At 45.4% G+C, this 22,918-nt stretch carries 19 protein-coding genes and 1 pseudogene; 7 read left to right on the top strand and 13 right to left on the bottom strand.

The features are described 5' to 3' along the window. The first annotated feature begins 110 nt into the window (after positions 1–110). The 4 genes from L5L94_RS05775 to lipA all read left to right on the top strand — a co-directional run bounded on the left by L5L94_RS05775 (position 111) and on the right by lipA (position 3,383). The gene (locus L5L94_RS05775) at positions 111–1,286 is read left to right on the top strand and encodes a serine hydrolase (RefSeq protein ID WP_028761483.1); all 1,176 of its coding nucleotides are present in this window, start codon (positions 111–113) and stop codon (positions 1,284–1,286) included. Between the two features lie 121 nt (positions 1,287–1,407). Next, positions 1,408–1,674: a DUF493 family protein YbeD gene (gene ybeD, locus L5L94_RS05770; RefSeq protein ID WP_006082758.1), complete on the top strand. Its 267-nt coding sequence runs from the start codon at positions 1,408–1,410 to the stop codon at positions 1,672–1,674. Between the two features lie 93 nt (positions 1,675–1,767). Then, positions 1,768–2,421 (top strand): lipoyl(octanoyl) transferase LipB, encoded by a 654-nt coding sequence (gene lipB, locus L5L94_RS05765; protein ID WP_263140066.1) that lies wholly within the window; start codon positions 1,768–1,770, stop codon positions 2,419–2,421. Continuing rightward, complete coding sequence (lipA, locus tag L5L94_RS05760; protein WP_028761485.1) at positions 2,418–3,383, top strand: lipoyl synthase; 966 nt, start codon at positions 2,418–2,420, stop codon at positions 3,381–3,383. Before lipB ends, lipA begins: the two co-directional genes overlap by 4 nt. Positions 3,384–3,604: 221 nt before the next feature. Here the strand turns inward: lipA and rimI are convergent, their stop codons facing one another. Both rimI and L5L94_RS05750 read right to left on the bottom strand, forming a co-directional pair. Further along, a complete protein-coding gene (rimI, locus tag L5L94_RS05755) occupies positions 3,605–4,192 on the bottom strand; it encodes a ribosomal protein S18-alanine N-acetyltransferase (protein ID WP_411569217.1) in 588 nt (195 codons plus the stop codon). A gap of 47 nt (positions 4,193–4,239) precedes the next feature. Then, positions 4,240–4,605, bottom strand: coding sequence for a hypothetical protein (locus L5L94_RS05750; RefSeq protein WP_263161870.1), 366 nt, complete (start codon positions 4,603–4,605; stop codon positions 4,240–4,242). 243 nt (positions 4,606–4,848) lie between these two features. Between L5L94_RS05750 and dpsA the strand changes: the two are divergent. After that, positions 4,849–5,297: pseudogene (gene dpsA / locus L5L94_RS05745) on the top strand (DNA starvation/stationary phase protection protein DpsA). A gap of 93 nt (positions 5,298–5,390) precedes the next feature. Here the strand turns inward: dpsA and L5L94_RS05740 are convergent. From L5L94_RS05740 to L5L94_RS05700, 9 genes are all read right to left on the bottom strand, one after another. Beyond that, positions 5,391–6,647, bottom strand: coding sequence for a DUF1624 domain-containing protein (locus L5L94_RS05740; protein ID WP_263161868.1), 1,257 nt, complete (start codon positions 6,645–6,647; stop codon positions 5,391–5,393). Continuing rightward, positions 6,637–8,808, bottom strand: a complete 2,172-nt coding sequence (locus tag L5L94_RS05735; RefSeq protein ID WP_263161865.1) for a TonB-dependent siderophore receptor — start codon at positions 8,806–8,808, stop codon at positions 6,637–6,639. Before L5L94_RS05735 ends, L5L94_RS05740 begins: the two co-directional genes overlap by 11 nt. An 85-nt stretch (positions 8,809–8,893) precedes the next feature. Continuing rightward, entirely contained in the window at positions 8,894–9,184 is a 291-nt protein-coding gene (locus L5L94_RS05730) for a DUF2607 family protein (protein ID WP_028761491.1), read from the bottom strand. 154 nt (positions 9,185–9,338) lie between these two features. Next, on the bottom strand, positions 9,339–10,340 hold the full coding sequence (locus tag L5L94_RS05725; RefSeq protein ID WP_263146849.1) for a siderophore ABC transporter substrate-binding protein: 1,002 nt from the start codon (positions 10,338–10,340) through the stop codon (positions 9,339–9,341). Further along, complete coding sequence (locus L5L94_RS05720; RefSeq protein WP_131523218.1) at positions 10,337–11,119, bottom strand: ABC transporter ATP-binding protein; 783 nt, start codon at positions 11,117–11,119, stop codon at positions 10,337–10,339. Before L5L94_RS05720 ends, L5L94_RS05725 begins: the two co-directional genes overlap by 4 nt. Next, positions 11,116–12,066 (bottom strand): iron chelate uptake ABC transporter family permease subunit, encoded by a 951-nt coding sequence (locus L5L94_RS05715; RefSeq protein ID WP_263161860.1) that lies wholly within the window; start codon positions 12,064–12,066, stop codon positions 11,116–11,118. The genes L5L94_RS05720 and L5L94_RS05715 overlap by 4 nt, the downstream gene beginning before the upstream one ends. Then, a complete protein-coding gene (locus tag L5L94_RS05710) occupies positions 12,063–13,004 on the bottom strand; it encodes an ABC transporter permease (RefSeq protein ID WP_317629630.1) in 942 nt (313 codons plus the stop codon). The genes L5L94_RS05715 and L5L94_RS05710 overlap by 4 nt, the downstream gene beginning before the upstream one ends. A gap of 72 nt (positions 13,005–13,076) precedes the next feature. Beyond that, on the bottom strand, positions 13,077–13,787 hold the full coding sequence (locus L5L94_RS05705; protein ID WP_263161857.1) for a TetR/AcrR family transcriptional regulator: 711 nt from the start codon (positions 13,785–13,787) through the stop codon (positions 13,077–13,079). Between the two features lie 92 nt (positions 13,788–13,879). After that, positions 13,880–15,997, bottom strand: coding sequence for a TonB-dependent receptor (locus L5L94_RS05700; RefSeq protein ID WP_263161854.1), 2,118 nt, complete (start codon positions 15,995–15,997; stop codon positions 13,880–13,882). A 319-nt stretch (positions 15,998–16,316) separates the two neighbouring features. Here L5L94_RS05700 and L5L94_RS05695 point away from each other — a divergent pair, with 319 nt between their 5' ends. Next, positions 16,317–17,918: an ATP-binding cassette domain-containing protein gene (locus L5L94_RS05695; RefSeq protein WP_263161851.1), complete on the top strand. Its 1,602-nt coding sequence runs from the start codon at positions 16,317–16,319 to the stop codon at positions 17,916–17,918. Then, the gene (locus L5L94_RS05690) at positions 17,915–19,492 is read left to right on the top strand and encodes an ATP-binding cassette domain-containing protein (RefSeq protein WP_263161849.1); all 1,578 of its coding nucleotides are present in this window, start codon (positions 17,915–17,917) and stop codon (positions 19,490–19,492) included. The genes L5L94_RS05695 and L5L94_RS05690 overlap by 4 nt, the downstream gene beginning before the upstream one ends. Before the next feature lie 284 nt (positions 19,493–19,776). Here the strand turns inward: L5L94_RS05690 and L5L94_RS05685 are convergent, their stop codons facing one another. Together L5L94_RS05685 and L5L94_RS05680 are read right to left on the bottom strand one after the other, a co-directional pair. Then, positions 19,777–21,186 carry an ammonia-forming cytochrome c nitrite reductase subunit c552 gene (locus tag L5L94_RS05685; RefSeq protein WP_263161846.1) on the bottom strand — a complete coding sequence of 470 codons (1,410 nt, stop codon included), beginning with the start codon at positions 21,184–21,186 and terminating at the stop codon, positions 19,777–19,779. After that, entirely contained in the window at positions 21,170–22,381 is a 1,212-nt protein-coding gene (locus L5L94_RS05680) for an NnrS family protein (protein ID WP_263161844.1), read from the bottom strand. The genes L5L94_RS05685 and L5L94_RS05680 overlap by 17 nt, the downstream gene beginning before the upstream one ends. Positions 22,382–22,918: the final 537 nt, after the last annotated feature.

Genomic DNA, 22,918 nt, shown 5'->3' with positions numbered 1-22,918 from the left:
AAATAGAGATGAAGGAACCTTCACTAAAACCCACAGTCAGAAAGTGGTACACTGTTGGAGATCTTCTCGAATCCTTTCCATTTAATACAACCAAAAGACGTGCCAAGTTAATGATGAATTTTGTAAAAAGTCCCATTAAAACATTGCTGCTAATTTCCAGTGTGTCTCTCCCCGTTTATGCTGCGCAGCCTATTATTACACCTGATGCACCAGCAGTGGCCGCCAAGGCTTTCGTCTTGATGGATTATAATTCGGGCCAGATTATCGCTGAGAGTAACGCTTATGAAAGCCTTAACCCAGCCAGCCTAACTAAAATGATGACCAGCTATGTCATAGGTCAAGAAATCAAAGCGGGCAATGTCTCGGTCGATGATGATGTGACTATCAGTAAAAATGCCTGGTCTAAAAACTTCTCTGACTCCTCGAAGATGTTCATTGAAGTCGGTACTACCGTTAAAGTCGGAGATTTAAACCGCGGTATCATCATCCAATCGGGTAACGATGCGTGTGTGGCTATGGCCGAGCATATCGCTGGCACCGAAGGCGCCTTCGTTGACATGATGAACTCATGGACAAAACAGCTGGGTATGCGTGATAGCTACTTCGAAAACTCCCATGGCTTAGACTCAGAAAACCACAAAACAACTGCCTATGATATGGCATTGTTAGGTGCAGCCTTAATCCGCGACGTTCCAGAAGAATACCGCATCTATAGCGAAAAATTTTATACCTTCAACGGTATCAAACAATATAACCGTAATGGTTTGTTGTGGGATAACAGCATGAGCGTGGACGGTATAAAGACAGGCCACACCTCTGGTGCAGGTTACAACTTAGTGGCATCTGCAACCAAAGACGGCATGCGTTTGATTTCTGTGGTTCTGGGTACTCAAAGTGAATCAGCCCGTAAAGCTGAAAGTAAAAAGTTACTGACCTATGGCTTCCGTTTCTTTGAAACTGTCACGCCTTACAAAGCGGGTGATAGCTTCACAACCCAACAGATATGGTACGGTGACAAGAGCACTGTTGATTTAGGCGTCGCAACTGATACACCTATTACAATCAGCCGTGGCCGCGGTAAAGACTTGAAAGCAAACTTCGAATTGACTAAGCCATTAGATGCACCGTTGAAAAAAGGTGAAACTGTAGGCCGTCTATTCTTCCAACTTGATGGTAAAGACATTGCCCAGTTCCCACTGGTGACCTTGCAAGAAGTCAACGAAGGTAGCTGGTTTAGTAAATTAGTCGATTACTTTAAGCAGATGTTTTCTGGATGGTTTAGCTAAGCTAAGTCCCATAAATAAAGCCACCTTAGGGTGGCTTTATTTTTTTGGGGAGTGCATCGCCCTTGAATCGGGTATAATCGCCACCATATATATCCCAATATAGCCGCTAAGAGTACTGAGTATGTTAGACACTAAATTTGATGAACTGATGGATTTCCCTTGCGCATTTCCTTTTAAGGTCGTCGGTGAAGCCCACGAAACGCTAACTGACAAAGTCGTGGCTGTGGTACAAAAACATGCACCGGGTGATTATTCACCTTCGACAAAAACGTCGAGCAAAGGTAGCTATCACTCCATTACTATCCGCGTGACAGTGACCAGCAAAGACCATATCGAAATTTTGTACACTGAACTTGCCGCCATCGAAGGCGTACGCCGCGTACTATAAATATTCCTCAAGGCCATGAAATGTGATCTGTCTTACATTTATGGTCAAGAGGCGTATAATAGCGCCACTCAATTCTAAGGGGAGAGGTTGCCCTTGCAAGACACGACTTTGCACATTCGGCATCTTGGAAAACAAGATTACGAATCAGTGTGGCATGCCATGCAGCACTACACTGACACGCGTAATAATGAGAGCCCAGATGAGCTGTGGATAGTAGAACACCCCCCCGTGTTTACCCAAGGCCAAGCAGGTAAAAGCGAGCATATTTTGAATGCTGGCGATATTCCTGTGATCCAAGTGGACCGTGGTGGCCAAGTCACTTACCACGGCCCTGGACAACTAGTGGTATATCCTCTTCTCGACATAAAACGTAGTAAAGTCGGCGTGCGTCAACTCGTTACTCATATAGAGCAAAGCATTGTCGATATGCTCGCCAAGTACGACATTAACGCTTATGCCAAGGCCGATGCGCCGGGCGTATATGTGGATGAACGTAAAATTGCCTCCCTCGGATTACGCATTCGTAAAGGCTGTTCATTCCATGGATTAGCCCTTAATGTCGATATGGATTTAGCTCCATTTCGCCGCATCAACCCTTGCGGTTATGCCGGTCTTGAAATGGTGCAATGCAAAGCACTTGGCGGACCACAAACCGTGATTGAAGCGGGCGAGCAACTTACTATTACTTTTAGCCAATTACTGGGCTATCAACACCTAGTTCATCATCAAGGATTAGCAGCGTCATGAATAGGCCTGAACGTTTACAACCCGGAGTAAAACTAAGAGATGCCGATAAAGTGTCTCGTATTCCTGTCAAAATCGTCCCATCAGAGCGCGACACTATGTTGCGTAAACCCGATTGGTTACGGGTTAAACTGCCGGCATCGAATCAACGCATTTTAGACATCAAGCAAGCGCTGCGTAAAAATGGCCTGCACTCTGTCTGTGAAGAAGCCTCTTGCCCTAACCTCGCGGAATGCTTCAACCACGGCACAGCAACCTTTATGATTTTGGGTGCGATTTGTACTCGTCGTTGCCCATTCTGCGACGTGGCCCATGGTCGTCCGCTTAAGCCTGATGCTGAAGAGCCAGTTAAATTGGCGCAAACTATCCGCGATATGAAGCTGAAATATGTGGTGATTACCTCTGTAGATCGTGACGATTTACGAGATGGTGGCGCCCAGCATTTTGCCGATTGTATTCGCGAAATTCGCAAACTAAATCCGGACATCAAGATCGAAACCTTAGTGCCTGATTTCCGTGGTCGTATCGATGCTGCCTTAGATATTTTATCGACTGAGCCGCCTGATGTGTTTAACCACAACTTAGAAACGGCGCCCATGCATTATCGTAAAGCGCGCCCAGGTGCGAATTACCAATGGTCGCTCGATCTGCTAAAACGCTTTAAAGAACGTCATCCAAATGTGCCCACTAAATCAGGCCTGATGATGGGACTGGGTGAAACCAACGAAGAGATCGCTCAAGTACTGCGTGATCTGCGTGAACATAAAGTTGAAATGCTGACCTTAGGCCAATACCTACAGCCGTCTAAGTTCCATTTGCCGGTTGAACGTTATGTGCCACCAGCAGAGTTTGACGAGCTTAAAGCCTTAGCCGATGAGTTAGGTTTTACCCATGCAGCCTGTGGCCCATTAGTGCGATCAAGCTACCATGCAGACTTGCAGGCCCAAGGTAAAGAAGTGAAATAACCTTCTTGCTTAGATGCGGAAAACTTTATGCAAACTTCAGGTGATGCTGAGTTTAAGTAATATAGAGTTCAGGGTTATTAAAATAGAAAAACAGCGCTTAGGCGCTGTTTTTTATTGGCTGTTTTTTATTGGCTGTTTTTTATGACTGTTGTTTATGACTGTTGTTTATGAAGAGTGGTTCGTATAGCTGTCGTTTTTCGATATGAATGCTAATGCTCGACTCATTCTTGGGTTATCGCTAAATCCATCAAGATAGCATCTTCTTTACCGCCCTCTATCGGGTAGTAACCTTTACGACGTCCCGATTCAATAAAGCCAGCCTGTTGATATAAAGCACGGGCGGCAAGATTGGACTCTCGCACTTCTAACATAAGCACCACAGCGCCCGATACCTTGGCCGATGCCATCACAGCCTTGAGTAATAACTTACCGTAACCTTTGCCCTGCTGACTCGGTAATAGGCAAATATCCAATAAAGTCACTTCATCGATAATTTGCTGCACTATCGCAAACCCTAAGAGTCCTTCGACGTGATAAGTATCTGAATCCGAAGCGACGTCAATATTTGCCTCAGTATTTGCATCTACATCTAAGTGAGCTCTCAGCTTTAAACCTAGGACACGGTACAAGTGACCAAAACAATCGGCAAGATTCCCCTCACTCATGGGATGGCTATGGGCCAAGGATTCAAGCTGCGCCATTTGGGGAACATCTTCAAGCGTGAGAGCCACAAGCTCAACAGGCAAACCTGCTGTCAATTGTGCTGCGAATGGTGTTGTGAATAGACTATCTACTGGTGAGATGTTCAACGCTGGTATTCCAAAGTATTGGTTATTAATGTATTTACGAGTAAAGCTTAAGACTTGCTTGGAGCTTGGCCGCTAACTTGGTCGCGCCATTGGTAAATCTGCTGCCAGAGCGCGCTTTTAGCCTGCCAACCCACCAATAAATCGGCCAACGGCTCAGACACTAACCATGCGGTACGTGGCCTAACTTTTTGACGTCGCAGATCCCAAACGATCTGTTTCCCCGTATGGGGCTCACAGTCAAAATCACATTCGTCACGCTTTATGTCGATAAGCGTTAGCACAGCGTCAATAAGCGGCTCTGCTTCTGGTAACTCACCATTTTCATCCCAAATCACTAAATAAGGTTTCACCTTAGTGTCGCGCACTCGCCAAGTTGTCACATTCATGGCGGTTAAATAGGCTGATTTATTCATTAGGGTCAGTTTTATTCAATTAAAGTATCGACTCACAATATGCCGCTAGAATAGCAGTTCTGCCATGGCATTGTTACTGCAGCACGGCGAAAGGAGATGATATCTGGCTTTATCGCTTACGAGATTTAACACTCGAAAGTTCAATCGAATTTATAGATTTACAAAATCTAATTTACTCATTTTACATTTAATATCAGAAGATTAGACTAAACATACTCAGTAAGACAATAGAAGGAAAACGCCATGATTAACATAGGTATCAATCAAGCTCACAGAGAAGAAATCGCCGCAGGGCTAAACCAACTATTGGCTGACAGCTACAGTCTTTACCTTAAGACCCATAGCTTTCACTGGAACGTTACTGGCCCAATGTTCACTAGCTTACACTTGCTATTTGAACAGCAGTATACCGAACTTGCCCTTGCGGTCGACCTTATCGCAGAGCGTGTACGTGCATTAGGCGCCAGAGCACTCGGTTCATATTCAGCTTATGCTGCGCTGACCGAGATAAAAAGAAGATCAAGGTGTCACGCGAACTATTAAGCGATCAGGAGCTAGTAATCCGCAATGCCAGAGCCTTGTATCCGCTGGTGAATCAAGCGAATGATGAGGCGACTGCGGACTTACTCACCCAGCGCATCCAACTGCATGAGAAGAACGCTTGGATGTTACGCAGCTTACTCGCAGAATAATCGCTAAATAGATTATTGCTCTGACCAAAGCAAAAAGTCGCCAAGTAAACACTTGGCGACTTTTGCCTTTAAAGCTTGATCAAACAGAATAGATTAGAGGTACTTAATCCAAGCCTGAGTGCTGTGTTTTTTATACTCGCTAAATCGCTTAACGGGATAATACAACGCGATGGCTAACACGCCCGCAATGAACCAAACCCATCCTATATTGCTCACGCCAAAGTACTCACCATGGTTTGCGCCAAAGATGAATTTCGCTAAAGTATAAAGCAGTAACAGCACGTACAAATGTAAGATATAGAAAAACATAGGGACTGAGCCAAACACAGACAACCCATGGCCCACTCGCGCTAATCTCCCACCCACTTTCCCACTTGATGCAAAATACCGCTCAAAGGCCACTAAGCAAAAGAACATGCCGCCTAAGGTCACCAGTAAAAAGCTTAATGATGGCGGGTATTTCGTTAAATTAAATACCGACATCAAGGTTTCACCCAAATGTGCCCCCGACTGCCAAGGCAAGGTTTCGCCATAAAGGTTAAACCCACGTAGCACCGCAAAAAGTACCCAACAGCTGATCCCTAAAAACAACAGCTTTTGCTGGCGAGCCGATGCATTAAGATGGCTTCCGTTCGGCTTATTACTAAAAAGTGGCCCTACAGCATAACCCAGTAAAATCACCCCAATCCAAGGCAGCACGGGATAACTCACCTTAACCCTAAGCGCACCTTCGCTGACGAGATAACCGCGGTCGTGCAATATGGTCCACAGACCGTAAGCCCACTCACTGGGCTGAAAACCAATTGGCGTCAACAGATTATGGCCAAAAACAATCGCAAATCCTAAAAGGGCCATCCAAGGTCTAGGCAGGTTTATCAGCGCAGCGAGCGCTAACATACTCAGACCAATCACCCAAATCACCTGTAACCAAAGGGTGTAATAGCTGACCATCCAAGAGAGGTTAGAGAAGTTAATCACTAAAATTTCCAGCGCAATTAAAAACAGCCCGCGTTTAATCAAAAACATACGTGCTGAACGTGGCTCGCCATGGCTACGATTGGCATAAAGCCATGCAGAAACCCCAGTTAAGAACACAAAGACTGGCGCACAAAAATGGGCGGCAAAGCGACTCACAAAAAGCCCCCAAGAAGTCGAACTCAAATCCATAGGATCGCTCACCTGCATGTGAAAGAAAAACCGCTCCCGCACATGGTCGAGTAACATGATAAGCATCACGGCGCCGCGCATCATATCGATACTATTAATCCGGGTGCGGCCAATAGAACGACCCAATTCTTGCTCGGCAAAACCTGAAGATAACGCTGGATTAGCACTGATATTAGAATTCATAGCTGACACTCACTTTAATGCTACGTGGCTCACCCGGCACGGCCCAAAGAGCGGAATAGCTACTCGCGATGTAATGTTCATCCAGTAAGTTATCCAGATTCACTCCAAGGCTTAAGTTGTCGCTTAAGTGGGTGTTCATAAACACCCCAAGTAACTGATAAGAAGGCAATTGAAAACTAGGTTCGGCAGAATCGCCGAGGCGCGAATCAATATAGCGCCAACTTAATCCCAAATGCCCATCAATGGAAAAATCATTGAGATCTTGTTTCAACAAAATACTTGCGGTTTGTTTAGGCACGTTAACCAGTGGACTTCCTGCGGGTATTTGTACGCCAAAGTCAAGATTCAAAGTATCGTTGGCTGTACGCGTATTAAGATAGGCATAGGATAGTCTGCCTTGTAATGACTCAGTCAGATCGGCCGCGATATCTAATTCAAGTCCTGTACTTTTCGCTTCCCCCAAAGTAGCCGAAAACCCTACATTCACAGGATCTGAGGTTAAAATATTGCTCTTTTTGGCATCAAACACGGCTAAACTACCATTTATGGCAAGGTCGTTAAGCCAAGCAGCATTAAACTTCATGCCCAGCTCTACAGATTGACTTTCTTCAGCCTCAAAGGGATTCCCCGCATAGTCAGTTCCTGAAAGCGGTAAAAATCCTTCAGAGTAAGAACTATAAAAACTTAATGCATCGGACCATAAATACACGAGACCCACTTTAGGGCTAACTCGATTATCGGTTTGTTCCGATAGCGTCTCTTTAGCCGTTTCACTAATGTCCTGCTGATAACTATCAAACCTCAGTCCTAGATGTAATTTCCACTTTTCAGTTAAATCCATTTGATCTTGAAGATAAGTGCCCCATGCCTTCTGAGTTTCCTCATTCTCATACAGTAAACTTACCTCAGGTTGAACGCTGCCATATTGCAGCTCAAAAATATCAATCGCATATTCGCCTTTTTTGCCTCGATAGCGATAAAGCCCCGTCTTCAGGTTGTAGTGGTAGGCATCGGCACCAAGCAGCAAATTATGACGAATAAAATTGGTATCGAGATGACCACTTAATTCAAGACGAAGGGAATTATCCTCAGAGGCGTAGTCACGATATCTGTGCTGCCTAGTCAGCGTGCGACCATCATCAAATAGCGATTGCCGCCCTTTTGCTAACTCAGCATCAGACGAATACCCCTTCAAGCTAGAGTCTCGGTAGTTATAGCCAGCAGTTAATGACCAATCATCATTTAATTCATAGTCATAGGTCAGCTGATGCCCTGTGGCATTCACCTCCGTTGCGCCATCATTAGGCTCACCTAAATAACGCGAGCGGGGAACGGTATTAATATCGTTATTGAGTACAATAATGCCGCGATCGAATAGCCGTTCCTGCTTGAGATATTCCATTTCATACAGCAAGGAAGCTTTTTCGGAAATCTGCCAACGCACAGACGGCGTAACGATTTTTTTATCGCTAAACACATAATCACGAAAACTATCGTGTTCCTGCCAAGCGCCATTAATCCGAAATGCCAAGTTATCGGTTAAACCTGAGGTCACATCACCTTCTAACCGATATTGGTCGAAACTCCCAGCCGATGCTTTTAAATAACCACTAGTTTCATATTGGGGTTTCTTAGTGACGATATTAACTGTGCCACCGGGCTCCGAGCGGCCATAAAGTGCCGAACCTGGGCCTTTTAAAATCTCGACATAGGCAACGTTTGATAAATCTCTATGACCACTAAAACCTCGGCCACCATTAAAGCCATTGATTAAATACCCCGATGGCATGTTTTCGTTGCCCGGAAAGCCGCGTAGGGAAAAACTATCCCATAAACCACCGCCATTGTTTTGCCGCGCCACACTGGCAGAATAGTCCAGTACATCTTGAAACCGCGTCAGCCCCGCGTCTTTTATCAATTGCTCGTCTAACACACTGATCGCTTGGGGAAGTTCAGTTGAGGACACATTGCCACGATAGGCTTGGCGATAGTGGATACTTAAACGTTCAATATCAGTGTCAAGCACTGCGTCACTCATAGTATCAATAGCTTGTGAACTCGATTGACTGCTTTCTGCGGCCAACAGCATTGAAATAGGATTGAGCACAAACAAGGCGCCCAGCAACAGCGCAGTGCGCTTAGGGACATAAAAAGAAGTCATTTTCACTCCGAAAATAAACAGCATAGGCGCCTTAGCTAAGCCAAGGCGCTCAAAGTTAATTAAGATAAATTGAATAAACAGTAACTTATGCTGTTATGGGCGGAGCACGACTATTGAAGAAACGACTAAAAGGTCGCTTAAAGGAAACTGCCTGAAACTCAACCGAAATATAACCCTGTTGAGCGAGTTGGAAATGAAAGGGTGTACTGGTTAGCGCATGTTGCAACTGGTGCTGATGTAAGCACAGCGAACAATTGGCCTTAGAGTCTTCACTAGCATGAGAAACACTGTGAACAGCAATGGCAACAGACAATAGCACCAATATGGCAGCAAGCCATATCGCTAGGGTGCGTCTTGTTTGTATCACACTATTCAAACCCTACTTCCTCAGATAATTTGGCAGGCGATTGTATGTTAAGCACTACTAAAGTTGCAAACCGATTTACCTAAGCCGTAGGGCTTAAATGTTACAAGAGGTAACTTATCTCATGAGTCATTAGCTATGCCGTCCATAGACTATTTGCAGCCAGCTACTTTACATAACCCTTTAACACATCATCAATCATGATATTAAGGGATGTTATGCCCGCACCTGTGATATACCAAGCCTCGGGATCCACAAAAATAACATTCCCCGTCTTCCAAGCGTTAGTTTCACGCAAGAGAGGGTTATCGATAGATTGTTTATCCAATACAGGGCTTCGCTCCATCACTGCGGTTCTGTCAACCACGTAAATGATGTCGGGATTGTTTTCAAGAATAAACTCGCTTGATACAGGTTGACCGTGTAATCCCATCTGCTCTGACAAGCTAGCGGGTTTAACCCCTAGCGCACTGTAAATGAACCCATACCGAGAACGAATACCTAAAAATCGAAAAGCGCCATTATTATGTAGCACCACCAAGGCTTTTTCTGGCCTGTCCTTAATCACCATTCTGGCGGCTTGGATCTTACTTTCCAGTTCATCCACTTTATGTTTTGCCAAGGTTTGCTTATCGAATAATTTACCCAGCACCAACAAGTGCTGTTTGACTATATCAAAGTAATCGCTGTTGCTGTCTTGGTAATCAATATCCAAATGAATGGTCGGAGCCAAATTGGAAAGCGCTTGATAATGACTAGCTTGAACGGATGACATCAGCACCAAATCGGGTTTAAGTGCATAAATACGTTCCATATTGGGTTGAACGATAGCACCTAAATCAACAATATCACTATTGTTGCTGTAGTCTTTCAGGTAGTAAGGAACAAAATCCTTTGGCATACCGACAATGGGAATACCCAACTGTTCGAGATAGTCGACTTCATTCATATCTAGGGCCGCAACACGTACTGGCCGTTTTGTAATAACAGTAGTGCCCAGCTTATGCTCTACCTCTATCGGGGCAAAATCCAACTCAGCCGTTGAAGCACTCGTATCCAATGATGCAAGTTGTACTGATTCAGTTTTATTGTCGCAGGCCAGCAAAAAAGCCGAGCTAAATAACAGAATCGCTATCACTTTAGTCCCACTTCTACATTTCGACGTCACTTGTATTCTCCTTGTAAGTTGAAGTTGAAATAGTTACATACTGTTCCTTGACTCGTTTTCAGCACCTCAAGATCCAGTTCGTACAGGGCTTTTAACCTTTGTGCTGTAACGACCTCTTCAACGGGTCCAGCGCAGTGCACAACGCCTTGCTTCATACCGACAATATAGTCGGAGTAGTTAGCTGCAAAATTGATATCGTGAACCACTAACACTACCGTTCGTTTGTAATCGTCACACAGATGGCGAAGTGCCCGCATGATGCTAACGGCATGTTTCATATCCAGATTGTTGAGCGGTTCATCTAACAATAAATAATCCGTTTGCTGCGCAATCGCCATTGCCAGAAAAGCCATTTGGCGTTGTCCGCCGCTAAGTTCATCAATAAATACATTGGCTAATGACTGTAAAGCTAAAAACGACAGCGCTTCATCAATGGCGCGATGATCTTCCTTTGTGAGTGCCCCTTGGCTATAGGGAAAACGACCAAATGCCACTAACTCCCTGACCGTCAGGCGTAAATTGAGGCTGTTAAACTGACGCATGGTTGCCACTTGCTTGGCATAATCCTTCAAGGGAATATTGTGGATAGCAGTACCTTTGAGTAATACCTCGCCCTGCTGGATATTCAGTAACCGACCAATCGACATCAGTAAGGTACTTTTGCCGGCACCGTTGGGGCCGATGAGAGAAGTCATCTGATGTTCGGGAAATTGTACAGTGACATTTTTTAGCACAGGTTTCGCGCCATAAGACTGATATAAGTTATTGACGGTTATCACACTGCGCTCCGAGGTTTAAGAATTAAGACAAAGAAATAGGCGCCACAAAATAGATTAATTAACAGCCCAACACTGGTTTGATAATTAAACAGATGCTCAACAAGCATTTGCGCGATCAGAAAAACCGAGATAGCAACAGCGCACCCTGTTATCAAGGTAAATGAGTGTGATGGATGCCTTGCCAGTGCATAGGCCATATTCGCGACAAATATCCCCATAAAAGCAGTCGGCCCCACTAAACTGGTTGATATTGCGACCAATACCGCGATAAGACCCAATAGCAGGCGCACCACTTTTTGATAATCAATACCAAGAGAGATAGCTTGCTCCCGCCCCATCAGTAATACATCAAGCACAGCACGCACTCTCCAAGCGGCAATACACACGGCACTGACAAGCACTATAGAGATAAGCAATTGCTCTGGTTGAGCGCGGTTGAACGACGCTAAGCTGTAGCTCTGGAAAATAGAAAACTCACCGGGACTGATAGAATATTGGATTAACTGAGTAAAACTGCCTAACACCACAGTGAGTACTAAGCCCACAAGCAGTAGGAAGAACACATCATGTCGATCTCCAGTAAATAGCCAACGATGAATCGCCATTGAGTAAAGCAACATCACCACGACTGAGACAAAGAAATTGCTGTTAGCGGTGATCAGAATACTGCTGCCCGTCCCTAAGATAAGGATCAACAGTGCCTGCAAAATCAAATAAACCCCTTCATACCCCATGATAGATGGCGTTAAAATGCGATTTCCGGCTAAGGTCTGAAACAGTATCGAAGAAAACGCAATACAGACACCACCAAGGCAAATAGTGCCCAAACGCACCAATCGATTCGGTATGACATAGTCAAAATCAAAGCCTGAGCCCATCAATAAAAATGTGACTGCCAACATAATAGGCAGCCCCCAGCTCAAAAAACGCCATGCACTGTCTTTCATTTGATTTTCCAAACGATAACTAGAAATATGAGTCCACCTAAACAGCTTGCTGTTAGACCTATAGGAATTTCAAAGGGATACAAAACAAGCCGACCAAGCAAGTCACAGATAATCAGTAGTGTTGCGCCAGCAAAGGCGATAATAGGCAAGGTACGTTTTAAATTATCGCCGTAACGCATAGCGACAAGATTAGGAATAATCAAACCAATAAATGGAATGCTCCCGACTGTGATAACTGTGGTCGCTATGGTCAGGGAAACCAGCACTAACCCTAAGATAACTAGGTTGAAATAACTCAGACCTAGTGTGGTAGCTAAGCCTTCGCCCATTCCTACAATGGTAAAGCGCTGTGCATAAAGGTAGGTCAGTATGACTACGGGAAGGATCAGATAGATGATTTCGTAGTTACCCTGCACGATTTTTGAAAAATCACCCAGCATCCATCCCTGCATACTCTGCATCATATTGTTTTGATAAGCATAAAGTTCCGCTATCGCACTGAGTACACTGCCAAACATAATCCCAATAATTGGAATGAGCACCGGACTCTTATACCGAATACCACGAATAATCAGAACAAAAGCTAAGCTCGCAAGCAGGCAAAAAACTAAAGCCCCCAACATTCTGGCGGTGACCCCCATACTCGGGGCATGAATGATTGAAATTAATATGCCTAGTTTAGCGGCATCAAGCCCGCCACAAGTAGCAGGTTCAACAAACTTGTTTTGCACAATCTGCTGCAATATCACGCCACAGACAGCGAGCCCTACACCTGAGCAAATCAAGGCAAAGAGCCGCGGCAGACGACTCGCAGATAACACCAACCAGACATCATCCGATAACGTCAGCATCTGCGCCACAGAGGCATACTTTGCGCCTAGCAGCAATGAGGCAAAACAAAGCACAAAAAAGCACGTCAGTGCATAAACCACCTTCACAAACTGATACTTCCTATACGCAATAAATCTTGTACTAATCTGCAGCCGCTATGAGGTTTTCATATCGACGCGCTATGTTTGAGCCTTATCAGATCCCCCTGCCTTTTGGGCATGGGTAACGGCAATACCCGCTAACACTAAGTCACGTTTTCGCTCCCACCATTTGCGGGCGCCCACCTTCATGATGTCTACCATCGCATTTATCTGCTCAGCTTTATCAGGGAGCTTGGTGGCTTCATCTTCCCAAATTGCGATAATTCGCTCTTTACGTGTCCGGCCATCGGCTTCTGGTTTAGTGGTTGACCACCATCCCAAAAAGCACTCCCCCACCATGTCAACTAAGATATCAACGGCAAGCACAGCCTCATCGAGGGAGAAGCCTTTGCGTTGCAGCTTTTCGACCGATTCAGCAAAAGAACGTATACCCGATGACGGCGTAACACTGGCCTGATGGATAGACTCAGCGAGGCCAGGATGACGCTCATAGAGTGTCCAAATGGCATCGGTCAATATGATCAATTCGCTCCGCCAATCTGTGGCCGCTGGCGCTCGCCAGTCCAGCTCATTGATAGCAAGCTCAGCGGCAATGGAGATAACATCATTTCGACCTGCTACGTGATGGTAGAGGGAAGAATGATCGACCTTTAAATGCGCCGCTATAGCTGGGATAGTCGCTTGATCAACCCCAATCGCCAACGCAGCTCTGGCGATAGCCTCACGGGAAATACGGCTTGGTCTGCCACGCTGGCGTTTTTGAATAGGTTGCTCCGGTACTTGTGTCATATCGATAAGGTTTCCAAGGCAAAAATGCCATTCTAACCGCTCTTGCTACCCGCTGCATGGCAATACCCAATACCGCGGGTAGAAGCTAGCTGCTAAAACTTCGCCCTAACGCCTACACCTATTTCTCGTGGTTCAAGTAAATATGCATCCACGCCTCCGGTACTTCTGTCAGCCATTTTTGCCACGGGTGCACGTTCATCCAGCAAATTGCGTGCATAAACAAAGGCTTCAAAATATTGGTTGATTTGATAGGAAGAATTCAGGTTTACCGTAGTGTAAGATCCCACTCTTAACTCAGGCTCATTGGTATCCGTTGAAAAGTATCCATCCGTATGGCGCACATCACCGCTCACTTTGATAGTGTCTGTGATTGAATAGTCAAACCCTATATTGAACATATATCCCGGCGCTTTACTAAACTCGTTGCCGACAAACTCCTCACCACGGTAGTCATTAAATTCACTTATCTCAGTTTCAAGTAAACCCAGCCCACCATATAGGCTAAAACTATCGGCTACTTTAAAGTTCCAATCTAATTCAATCCCATAGCTTTGCGCTTCATCGGCATTAATAATGACAGAACCAAAGGGACGCCCATCGAGGTAGTCAGTAACTGAACGTTGTGAATCCTTAAAGCGGGTGTAGAAGAGATTACTATTTATGATTAAGCGTTGTTCAAGCAGATCGATACGGGTAAAAAGTTCATAGTTCCATGCCGATTCGGCATCGAATGTATAATATTCGCCACCGCGGAAGTTAATGCCTGTGCCCCCAGGAATGTTACCTTCACTGATCATCGCGCCGACCAAGACGTTATCTGTCAGATCATAGGACAGGGCAACCTTAGGTAATAACGCCGTAAACGTCTCTTCATATTGATGGCGCACGTTTGGGATGTAGCTGGCAATACCATCGTGGCTAATTTCATCAGACTGATAACGGAGTGCGCTGGTGAATGCCCACTTAGGTGAGAAGCGCCATATGACTTCACCGTAGGGGGCAAAACTGGTATGTCTCAGGTCGGCGTCGGCATTACCAAATACGTTGTTCAGCTTGTTGTTGGTTTTATCATCCCAGTAGAAGACACCGGCAACCCCACTAAACTCTGAACTTTTGTCACCAAAGTTCAGCCTTATATCATTCGAAAAGTTTTCATTATCTCGTTTTGCGATCCCTTGATAAGGTGCTGCGAAGCGATAATCAAACTGCCCTTCTGAATACTGCAGTTGGTTATGCAACTTCATCCCATTGTCGAACACATATTCAAGATCAAAAATCCCGACATGATTACTGACTTCTTGATTATCCTGAAAAATTGAACGATTTTCTAAGTCATCATAGGGTTCTGATACCACCTCGTTTCTGGGACGTTTAGCCTCAGTGGAGGAATAAGTCAGCATGGCGGAAAAGTTGCTGTATTTTTCGGGTTCCCATAGCAACTTCGCCCGTAGATTTTGGTTTTTAAACTCAAAATCTAAATCATGGGCAGTAAACTCTGGGTTAACGTAATCAACAAAGGTATCTCTAGCGCTGTAATCTGCGCTAATTCTTGCGGCAAAGTCATTACTTAGCGCACCGGACGCCATGACCGAAAAGCGCTGCTTATTCCGACTGCCATAAAGTGCTTGCGCTGCAAATTCTGGCGTATAAGTGGGGTTATGGGTATGGATAACTACAGCGCCAGCAATACTGTTGGCTCCTTGACTGGTCGTTTGCGGACCACGGTAGACTTCAATAGACGACACATCCCACACGCCTGCTGCGCCTAAATCCAGTTCTGCGGGGCTCAGATATTTACCATCCACACTGATAGTTGCACCCGGCACAGGCTTAGATAAGTAGGCATTACCCGCTGCAACAGGCCCTTTAGTATCCGTACCGCGGATAATGGGCGCATCGGTATTTCCGGCATAAATTAAGTTTGGCGTACCGCCGAGAATTTCAGAAATCGTTGATTGGTCGGCATTTTTCCTCAACTGTTCTTCAGTGATCACTGTCACTGAGCTAGCCGTTTCCTTCAGCGTGCGCTCGATTTTCTGACCGTAAACTGTGATGACTTCAATATTTCCCGCTGCATCTTGTTGCTTGGATTGCTTATCTGGAGCAGTTCCACTGTCAGCAATAGTTGAGCCTGAAATAGCGCTAAGCCCCAGCGCAAGAGAACCGATAACCCACTTTGATTGTGGGTAAAACTTACCAAATCGGGGCATGTGTAATAACTCCTTATACGAAAGATTTGTTGCCAATGAGAATGGTTATCAATTATATTATCGCCGTTCAAAACATTTATCAACACTGTGTTGATAAATAAAAATGACCGCTTAATATGGTCGCCATCTCATGGTGGTTCAATTTTTATGAAACAAGGAATTTGGCTCGTGGATGTTCATTTGCCCATAAACTCTGGCACTCAGACTATTTTTTACTCTGCAATATCAAGACTTCATCGCTTCATTGGCCTTGTGTTAATCACACTTTCCAGACCGAAGCCCAGCCTGTTCCACTTCGATTTTTTAGGTGAACATTAAAATGCAGCGACTTTTCAGTCCCACTTCAACATTAGCCTTCGCCCTACGTCCGGCGATTCCCGCACTCACTTTCGGAATGCTGCTAGCGGCAGGTGCTGGCGTGATGGCACTAAGTGCACTCTGGTGCGTAATACAGCTTATTGCTGGCCATCACTCGCTATGGTTAGCGGGGGCGCTCATATTTGGGGTCGCATCAGCGTTGCTATCAGCTGGCGCATCTTGGGTTAACCACAATGCTGAGGCGCAATTTTCTGGAAGATTAAGACGTCATGTTGCAGCGCATCTTGTCAGGCTGCCACCAAGTACTTTGGCAAAATATAAGGGCGAAAAGTTAAAGCGATTAATGGTCGATGACATAGTGTCATTGCATCATATGATCGCGCATTTACCCTCAGAGTTAGCGACCTTTATCATTGTCCCTGCCATCACTATTGGTTTGCTGATCTTAAGTGCGGGCTTAGTGGCATTACTTGCCCTTATCCCAGGCCTCGTCGCCGCGCTTTTCTATTTGGTGGTGATCCCAAGGCTTGCTGCAAAACAGGGTGAAGCACGAGTTAATGTGATGGGAAATATCACTGCAGCAGTAGATGACTACGCCCGTGGTGCGCCTGTATTTCGCATTTATGGCGCACAAACGGGTGCTATGGCCGATTACCAAAAGGCAACGACACATTTTATTGGGGATATTCTTGAGCGGGTAAGCAAGGTATCCACTTCAGTCGCCGTGGCCACATCACTACTGCAGGCTGTCTGTACTTTTGCCATTGTCTATGCCATCGGATATGAATGGCCGCCAGAAAACCTTGCTGCGGCCTTATTCTTCAGTCTGGCCATAGTCACGCCAGCCCTAAAGCTCGGGCATGGGCTTGATTATCTCGCAACGGGCCGCGCTGCCGCTCAGCGGCTAACGGATTTTCTTGAGCAATCGAGAGTTCCTGTTGGTAACGGCAATATTGAGCTTAAAGAAAATATGCCGCTCACCCTCACGAATGTTGTGCCTTCACTGTCTACAAGCAATCAATCTGTGCCCATTAACTATCAATTTAGCTCTGGCAGAGTGACGGCAGTTACAGGGATCAGTGGTGTTGGCAAATCCACATTACTGCGTTTATTAGCTGGCATGGAGCCGCTAAATACCGGAGATATTCGACTTGCTGGTATTGCACTCAATGAGATGGATGAAGCCTCGATTAATCGCGCGATCATGCTATTACCGCAAGGTGCGGGACTACTGGCAACCTCCATCGCCGACAATCTCGCGCTCACCGCACCTTATGCCACGGATGACGATTACTTAGCAGCATTACACTGCGCGCAATTGGATAAACCCTTAACTACTCATGCAAGCGCGCTCTCTGGCGGTGAAATACAACGCGTTAATCTTGCTCGTGTATTTCTTTCACCCGCTAGGGTGATATTGCTTGATGAACCCACATCGGCCCTAGACAGCGAAACGGCATTTAACGTGTTCACAGCGCTACGCCATCACGCAAAAACAAACCACAAAACGATTGTGATGGTCACCCATGACTTAACGCTTGCCGAGCTGGCGGATGACAAGCTCACACTCAAGCATCATCACAGGGAAGGAGAAGGCCAATGATAAATCGTCCCCAAAATTACGCAGCCATAAAGCACTTAATACCTGTTGCCTGCGGTTGGGCTGTGACGGCCATATTGGAAGCGGCATGCTACATTCAACTGGCTTTAGCCATTATTGAGCAGCAATCACCGCAAAAAGTGCTATCGATTGCTGCAATAACCATACTCACCACAATACTGGCTTCGCGTTCAGGTTTTTGGGCTGGCGCAAGGCTGGCCAATGCGCTCTACAGTGCATTAGGCACGACCATGCAACAAGCGAAACTCTCTTGGTTTACACCGAGTGTCAGGACACTACTCATAGAAACTGTCTCTCGGAGTATTCCTGGCTTTATGAGTATTCCGGCACATCAATTTCAGGTATTTATTCATGCACCGCTTATTCCGCTCTGCATTACCTTTGGCATAGGATTGATCGGTGGCATGCCACTGGTACTGATGTTGGCTAGCCTGTTGCTCGTGTCATTTGTGATTCAGAGTATGGCGCAACGAGCCCTTGCCCGCGCAGATATGGACCGAAACAACACTGAATTGGCAGCAGATCAGTCAACCCTTGAACTGATCGACCACTTAGAGTTACTGCGTACAGCAGCAGGATATAGCGGCGCAACAACACGGTTAGAGCAAAACTGGCAAACACAAGAAATCGCATTAGAACGAACTAATCGCGCCGCTGCTATAGCAACATTACTGTCGGCTATCGCCAGCTTTTTACCTATTGCAGGCATGGCACTCTATCTGGTGCTATCCGGTATAAACAATACGCCAATGTTGCTCGCAGTCTTGATGTTGACCATGCGCGCGGCGGCGCCACTTGAGACTCTCGCCGTGGCGGCAATAGGCATTAATGATCAGTTAGCGGCTATTAAACACTATCGACAAGCGACTCATGCACCAACGCTCAAAGAGCCAAGCCAAGCGCAACAAAAGACACCGAACAATCATACAATCGAACTGAATAACGTAACATTTCCCCCTGCGGTGCAAAATATCAATGCCACTATCGAATCAGGTGAACGCGTGCTGATTTGTGGCCCGAGCGGTTCAGGTAAAACCAGCTTACTTAAGCTATTGATGCGCTTTGATGATCCCACCCTAGGCCTGATCACTTTGGGCAAGGTGCCGCTCACGTCAGTTCCCGCAACTGAACTTGCCCGCTTTTTCGCCTATGTGCCGCAGGATCCACTCATCTTTACAGGCACCATTGCCAGTAACATTCGTATTGGTAACCCTGATGCCGACGATCAAGCCGTAGATAAAGCGGCACGCCAAGTGGCTCTGAATGAAGTATTAGACAGATCAGAACTGGGCATTTACCAAGAAGTCGGCCTACAAGGCGCAGGGTTATCGGGAGGGGAACGCCAAAGGCTTGCCTTAGCACGAGCGCTTATCAAAAATGCGCCGATTCTGATAATGGATGAGGCCACCTCGGCATTGGATGAAGAGACAGAAAAGCGTGTAGCCAAGGCTATTTGCGAACAGAGTTGTACATTGGTTTTAGTTTCGCATCGAAACCAATCACTTTGGCAGCCAACCAAGATAATAGAATTTCATCAATCAGTTGCCTCAAAGTAGGATCGGCTTTCTACGCATTAAAAAACTGAATTACAGATGTCTTACACAGATTATAGTGATTAATTTGTCGTTACTGACCACATCTCAATGAGTTATATACTGCAGCCGAAATGACATGAATCATTTCGACTGCAGTTATTATTCGTGCAAAGAAGATGAGCATTACTGTAGAACCGACCAAGCCTTGTTGGCATAACGCTCACTGAATCAAAGCATAAATACTCGAGCTTCCTCTCGCTTTTGAGCTTTAAAATCCCTCAAATTATCAGCTACCCGTTAATAAACTAGTAACCATATTTTACGACAGGGTGCCAATTTTTATTAACATCCTCTTCAATAAACTTTTGTTTTTCTTTGATTAAATCCGATTCAACTAACCCTATCGCTTGATGGGCCTTTTCCTTAGTACTGATATCTGGATAACTAACTTGAGTCACGTTAAGTTGCTTCAATATTCCAGCGAGCAGATGACGTGCTTCGTTCGCTTGTTCGATAGCTTTATCTAAAAGCTGCTTACCTTCTTGTGGATTATGTGCATACAAACCATGTGAAGACATGGCAAAGTCCCAGCGCCACTGACTGTGTCGTATCGCCATAATGGGCTCATTCATATTCTCCCATTTAGCACCTGCATCCCATGCCGCTTTGGCTTCATAGTGGGCCTTGACGAGCAGAGCTTCAACTTCGCGGGCTTTGGTCTCAATCGTTAATTTATTGGCCGCGAGCTTGGTTTCAATTTTGGTTTTACTACTATGGCAGCCACTGCAACTGTTATCAAAATGCGGTAAGGCTTTATCAACTTTATGACTAGTAAATTCAACACCTTTTGCATCCTGCTGGGTTGGCATATGACAGGTAATGCAAGTGACACCGACTTCGGCATGTTTACTGCGACTCCAGTGTTCAAACTCAGGATGACGTGCTTTGAGTATGGGCGTTTTCGAAAGAGGATGGATCCATTCGAAGAAGCGGCGAGTGTCATAATATTTTTCAATATCGTCGGCTGTGCTGCCAAAAATCCAGGGAATATTAACAACATTACTTTTTTCCGGACGGAAATAGTAAGTGACATGACACTGACCACATACCTGCGCACCTTGCATATCGGTATCTTGTTTATCGAATGGCAGGTGAATTTTAGCCATAGCCTCTTGGGCATGGGGGCGAGGTAAAGTTAACTTATTAGTGCCAGATTCATGGCAATCGCTGCAATACACTACGCTTTGGATCTCTTTGCCCAGATCGGTAAAGTTTTTAGCGGAGTATCCTTCAAATCCTAGTTGTTCAATCAATCTAGGGGCATCCGGTGTCTTGCAGGTCCAACAACTAGCGGATAATCCTTTCTCTCCTGCCTTAGGGGGGACACCTGTTCGTAAAGTATGCGTCACATCAGCAACGGCAAAATGATGCCCACGTGGGCTATGGTACTCTTTGGCATAGGAAGATCCTGCCCAGAGTATGATGCTGGCGGGATAATTGGCGAGCATATCTTCGCGTTCAACTTGTTCAGAGGTGGCTTGCCAAGATTGATATTGGTTAGGGTATTTTTGTTGATTGCTAGTATCGGAAGCCGCTACAGATGTACATATAGTTATGACGAGCAAGCAAATCATTTTTAGCAATGTAACTGTTTTTAAATAAATTTTCACTTTGTATCCTTTTGTCCTAACATCAATATTAACCTGGGCGCCCATCGATACGGGGGCGAGAGAGTATCGGCAAGTAGTGCCATACAAACAGTGCAAATGCGATAAACCAGCAACTGCCAGCCAACCATAACCAGACTTGGGTGTGGGCCGGAAACCAGATGGGCATTAGCGCCCTGAGCAGTGCCGCTAACGGTAAGCAAATAAATGCCAAGATCATCTTAGGGCCCTCATAAATATTTCGACTTGTGTGCCCGAGTGACACTCTGGAAATCATCGAAAGACACAGGGTAGCCATACAACCAATAGCAAATAGGTGAAGCAGACTGCGATAGGCATATTCATTATCGAGATACCAACTCATGGCTAACAGGCAAAGAGGCAACATTAAATAGGCAAGATGCAAGGACCACAGCATAGGTTCTTTCAGTGTTTTATGGGGTAACCAGCGTGCAAATCGGACCAGCTGCAAGAGCCCCGCAATGAGCAGTAAGCCTCGCTCGACTTCCAGAGGTATAAGGTGGATGAGTGATTGAATGACGAGCAAGATCATCGTCAGGATCAGCGGGTATTCAATCCAAGTTAAGGGTTCTGCTTTGGTGGCCTTAATGCGCATCGCGGTAAAAAATGGAATCACACGCCCACCGACTATGGTGATAAGTAAGGCTAACCACCATAACATCGCCTGCCAGATCTGGTTGGCAAGAATAAAGTCGCGCTCAAAAAGGGCGTAATAGCTGACATTGTTAATCACGAGTGCAGCAAACAACATGATCGGAAAACCAATATTGCGCCATTGCTTCACCTTATAAATACAGCGCCATAGAGTAAGGCTTGCCATACCAAGGAACAAGGAATCAAACACGGCGGGCAAAATGAGCGGAACTTGCATTGGGAGTAAGAGTAATAATCGTGCCAGTAACCAGCAGCTAAAGGTCAATGCGAGTGGCCATCCCTTTAATGTGGGTTGGTTGGTCCAATTTTGAACGGCAGTCAGCAAAAATCCACACACAATTGCCATAGCGAAACCGAACAGCATTTCATGTGGATGCCACCATAGCGGCAGTATCTTGCTCCAAAAGGATGAAGGGAAAAAACTATATTGGGGAGTAAACCAAGTTAATAGCCACAAAGGGATATATAGCGCAGCTAATATTGCTCCCCCAAGGAAAAAAGGTCTAAAGCCTAAGCGCCATAACGCGTGAGTACGTTCGGTTTGTGTAGGATCATCAATATTTAGCATAGTTGTTAGCCGAGTAGCAGAACGATGATGAACACACTTAAGATGCATTCAATATAGTTCTTATATTGTACTGTTATGACCCTCAATTCAAACTAAATCTTAGATTTTGGAACTAAGATCCCAAAGATGAACAAAAAATAAAGTGTCGTGGAATACTCATTTCTGACGGCTAATAGGCTTGATCAATGTACTGCGGGTTCATGACGGACAAAGGTTCAATGCAGACTTTTACACAGGTAACGGCACAAACAGTCACACATTGGTAAATTTTAGATAGGATAAATACCGTTTTGATTTAAATAACCGTGGCTTTATTGGCCTATCTTATTTCGAACACAGCCAAGACTTTGATAGCACAGGCAACTCGATTTATAACGGCGATGACAGTTGCAGAGGATTATGCGGTAACTCGCTTTAGCGTCGATTATCAGGCTAAAAACTGACGGATTAGTGGCTTCGCCAACAACCTATTTGATGAACAAGCATTGACAGTAAATAGCCTACAAGCCGCAGTTATGTTGGAGGGTTACGACAGAA

Origin of the sequence: Shewanella sp. SM21 (assembly GCF_025654335.1) — a bacterium.
GTDB lineage: Bacteria > Pseudomonadota > Gammaproteobacteria > Enterobacterales > Shewanellaceae > Shewanella > Shewanella oncorhynchi.
This window is presented reverse-complemented; position numbering and strand designations above follow the sequence as displayed.

Excerpts from the sequence above, each read along its gene's own strand:
- L5L94_RS05775 (WP_028761483.1), top strand. The coding sequence starts at position 111 with ATGATGAATTTTGTAAAAAGTCCCATTAAAACATTGCTGCTAATTTCC.
- ybeD (WP_006082758.1), top strand. The coding sequence starts at position 1,408 with ATGTTAGACACTAAATTTGATGAACTGATGGATTTCCCTTGCGCATTT.
- lipA (WP_028761485.1), top strand. The coding sequence starts at position 2,418 with ATGAATAGGCCTGAACGTTTACAACCCGGAGTAAAACTAAGAGATGCC.
- L5L94_RS05750 (WP_263161870.1), bottom strand. The coding sequence starts at position 4,605 with ATGAATAAATCAGCCTATTTAACCGCCATGAATGTGACAACTTGGCGA.
- L5L94_RS05740 (WP_263161868.1), bottom strand. The coding sequence starts at position 6,647 with ATGAATTCTAATATCAGTGCTAATCCAGCGTTATCTTCAGGTTTTGCC.
- L5L94_RS05735 (WP_263161865.1), bottom strand. The coding sequence starts at position 8,808 with ATGACTTCTTTTTATGTCCCTAAGCGCACTGCGCTGTTGCTGGGCGCC.
- L5L94_RS05715 (WP_263161860.1), bottom strand. The coding sequence starts at position 12,066 with ATGAAAGACAGTGCATGGCGTTTTTTGAGCTGGGGGCTGCCTATTATG.
- L5L94_RS05705 (WP_263161857.1), bottom strand. The coding sequence starts at position 13,787 with ATGACACAAGTACCGGAGCAACCTATTCAAAAACGCCAGCGTGGCAGA.
- L5L94_RS05700 (WP_263161854.1), bottom strand. The coding sequence starts at position 15,997 with ATGCCCCGATTTGGTAAGTTTTACCCACAATCAAAGTGGGTTATCGGT.
- L5L94_RS05695 (WP_263161851.1), top strand. The coding sequence starts at position 16,317 with ATGCAGCGACTTTTCAGTCCCACTTCAACATTAGCCTTCGCCCTACGT.
- L5L94_RS05690 (WP_263161849.1), top strand. The coding sequence starts at position 17,915 with ATGATAAATCGTCCCCAAAATTACGCAGCCATAAAGCACTTAATACCT.
- L5L94_RS05685 (WP_263161846.1), bottom strand. The coding sequence starts at position 21,186 with ATGGGCGCCCAGGTTAATATTGATGTTAGGACAAAAGGATACAAAGTG.
- L5L94_RS05680 (WP_263161844.1), bottom strand. The coding sequence starts at position 22,381 with ATGCTAAATATTGATGATCCTACACAAACCGAACGTACTCACGCGTTA.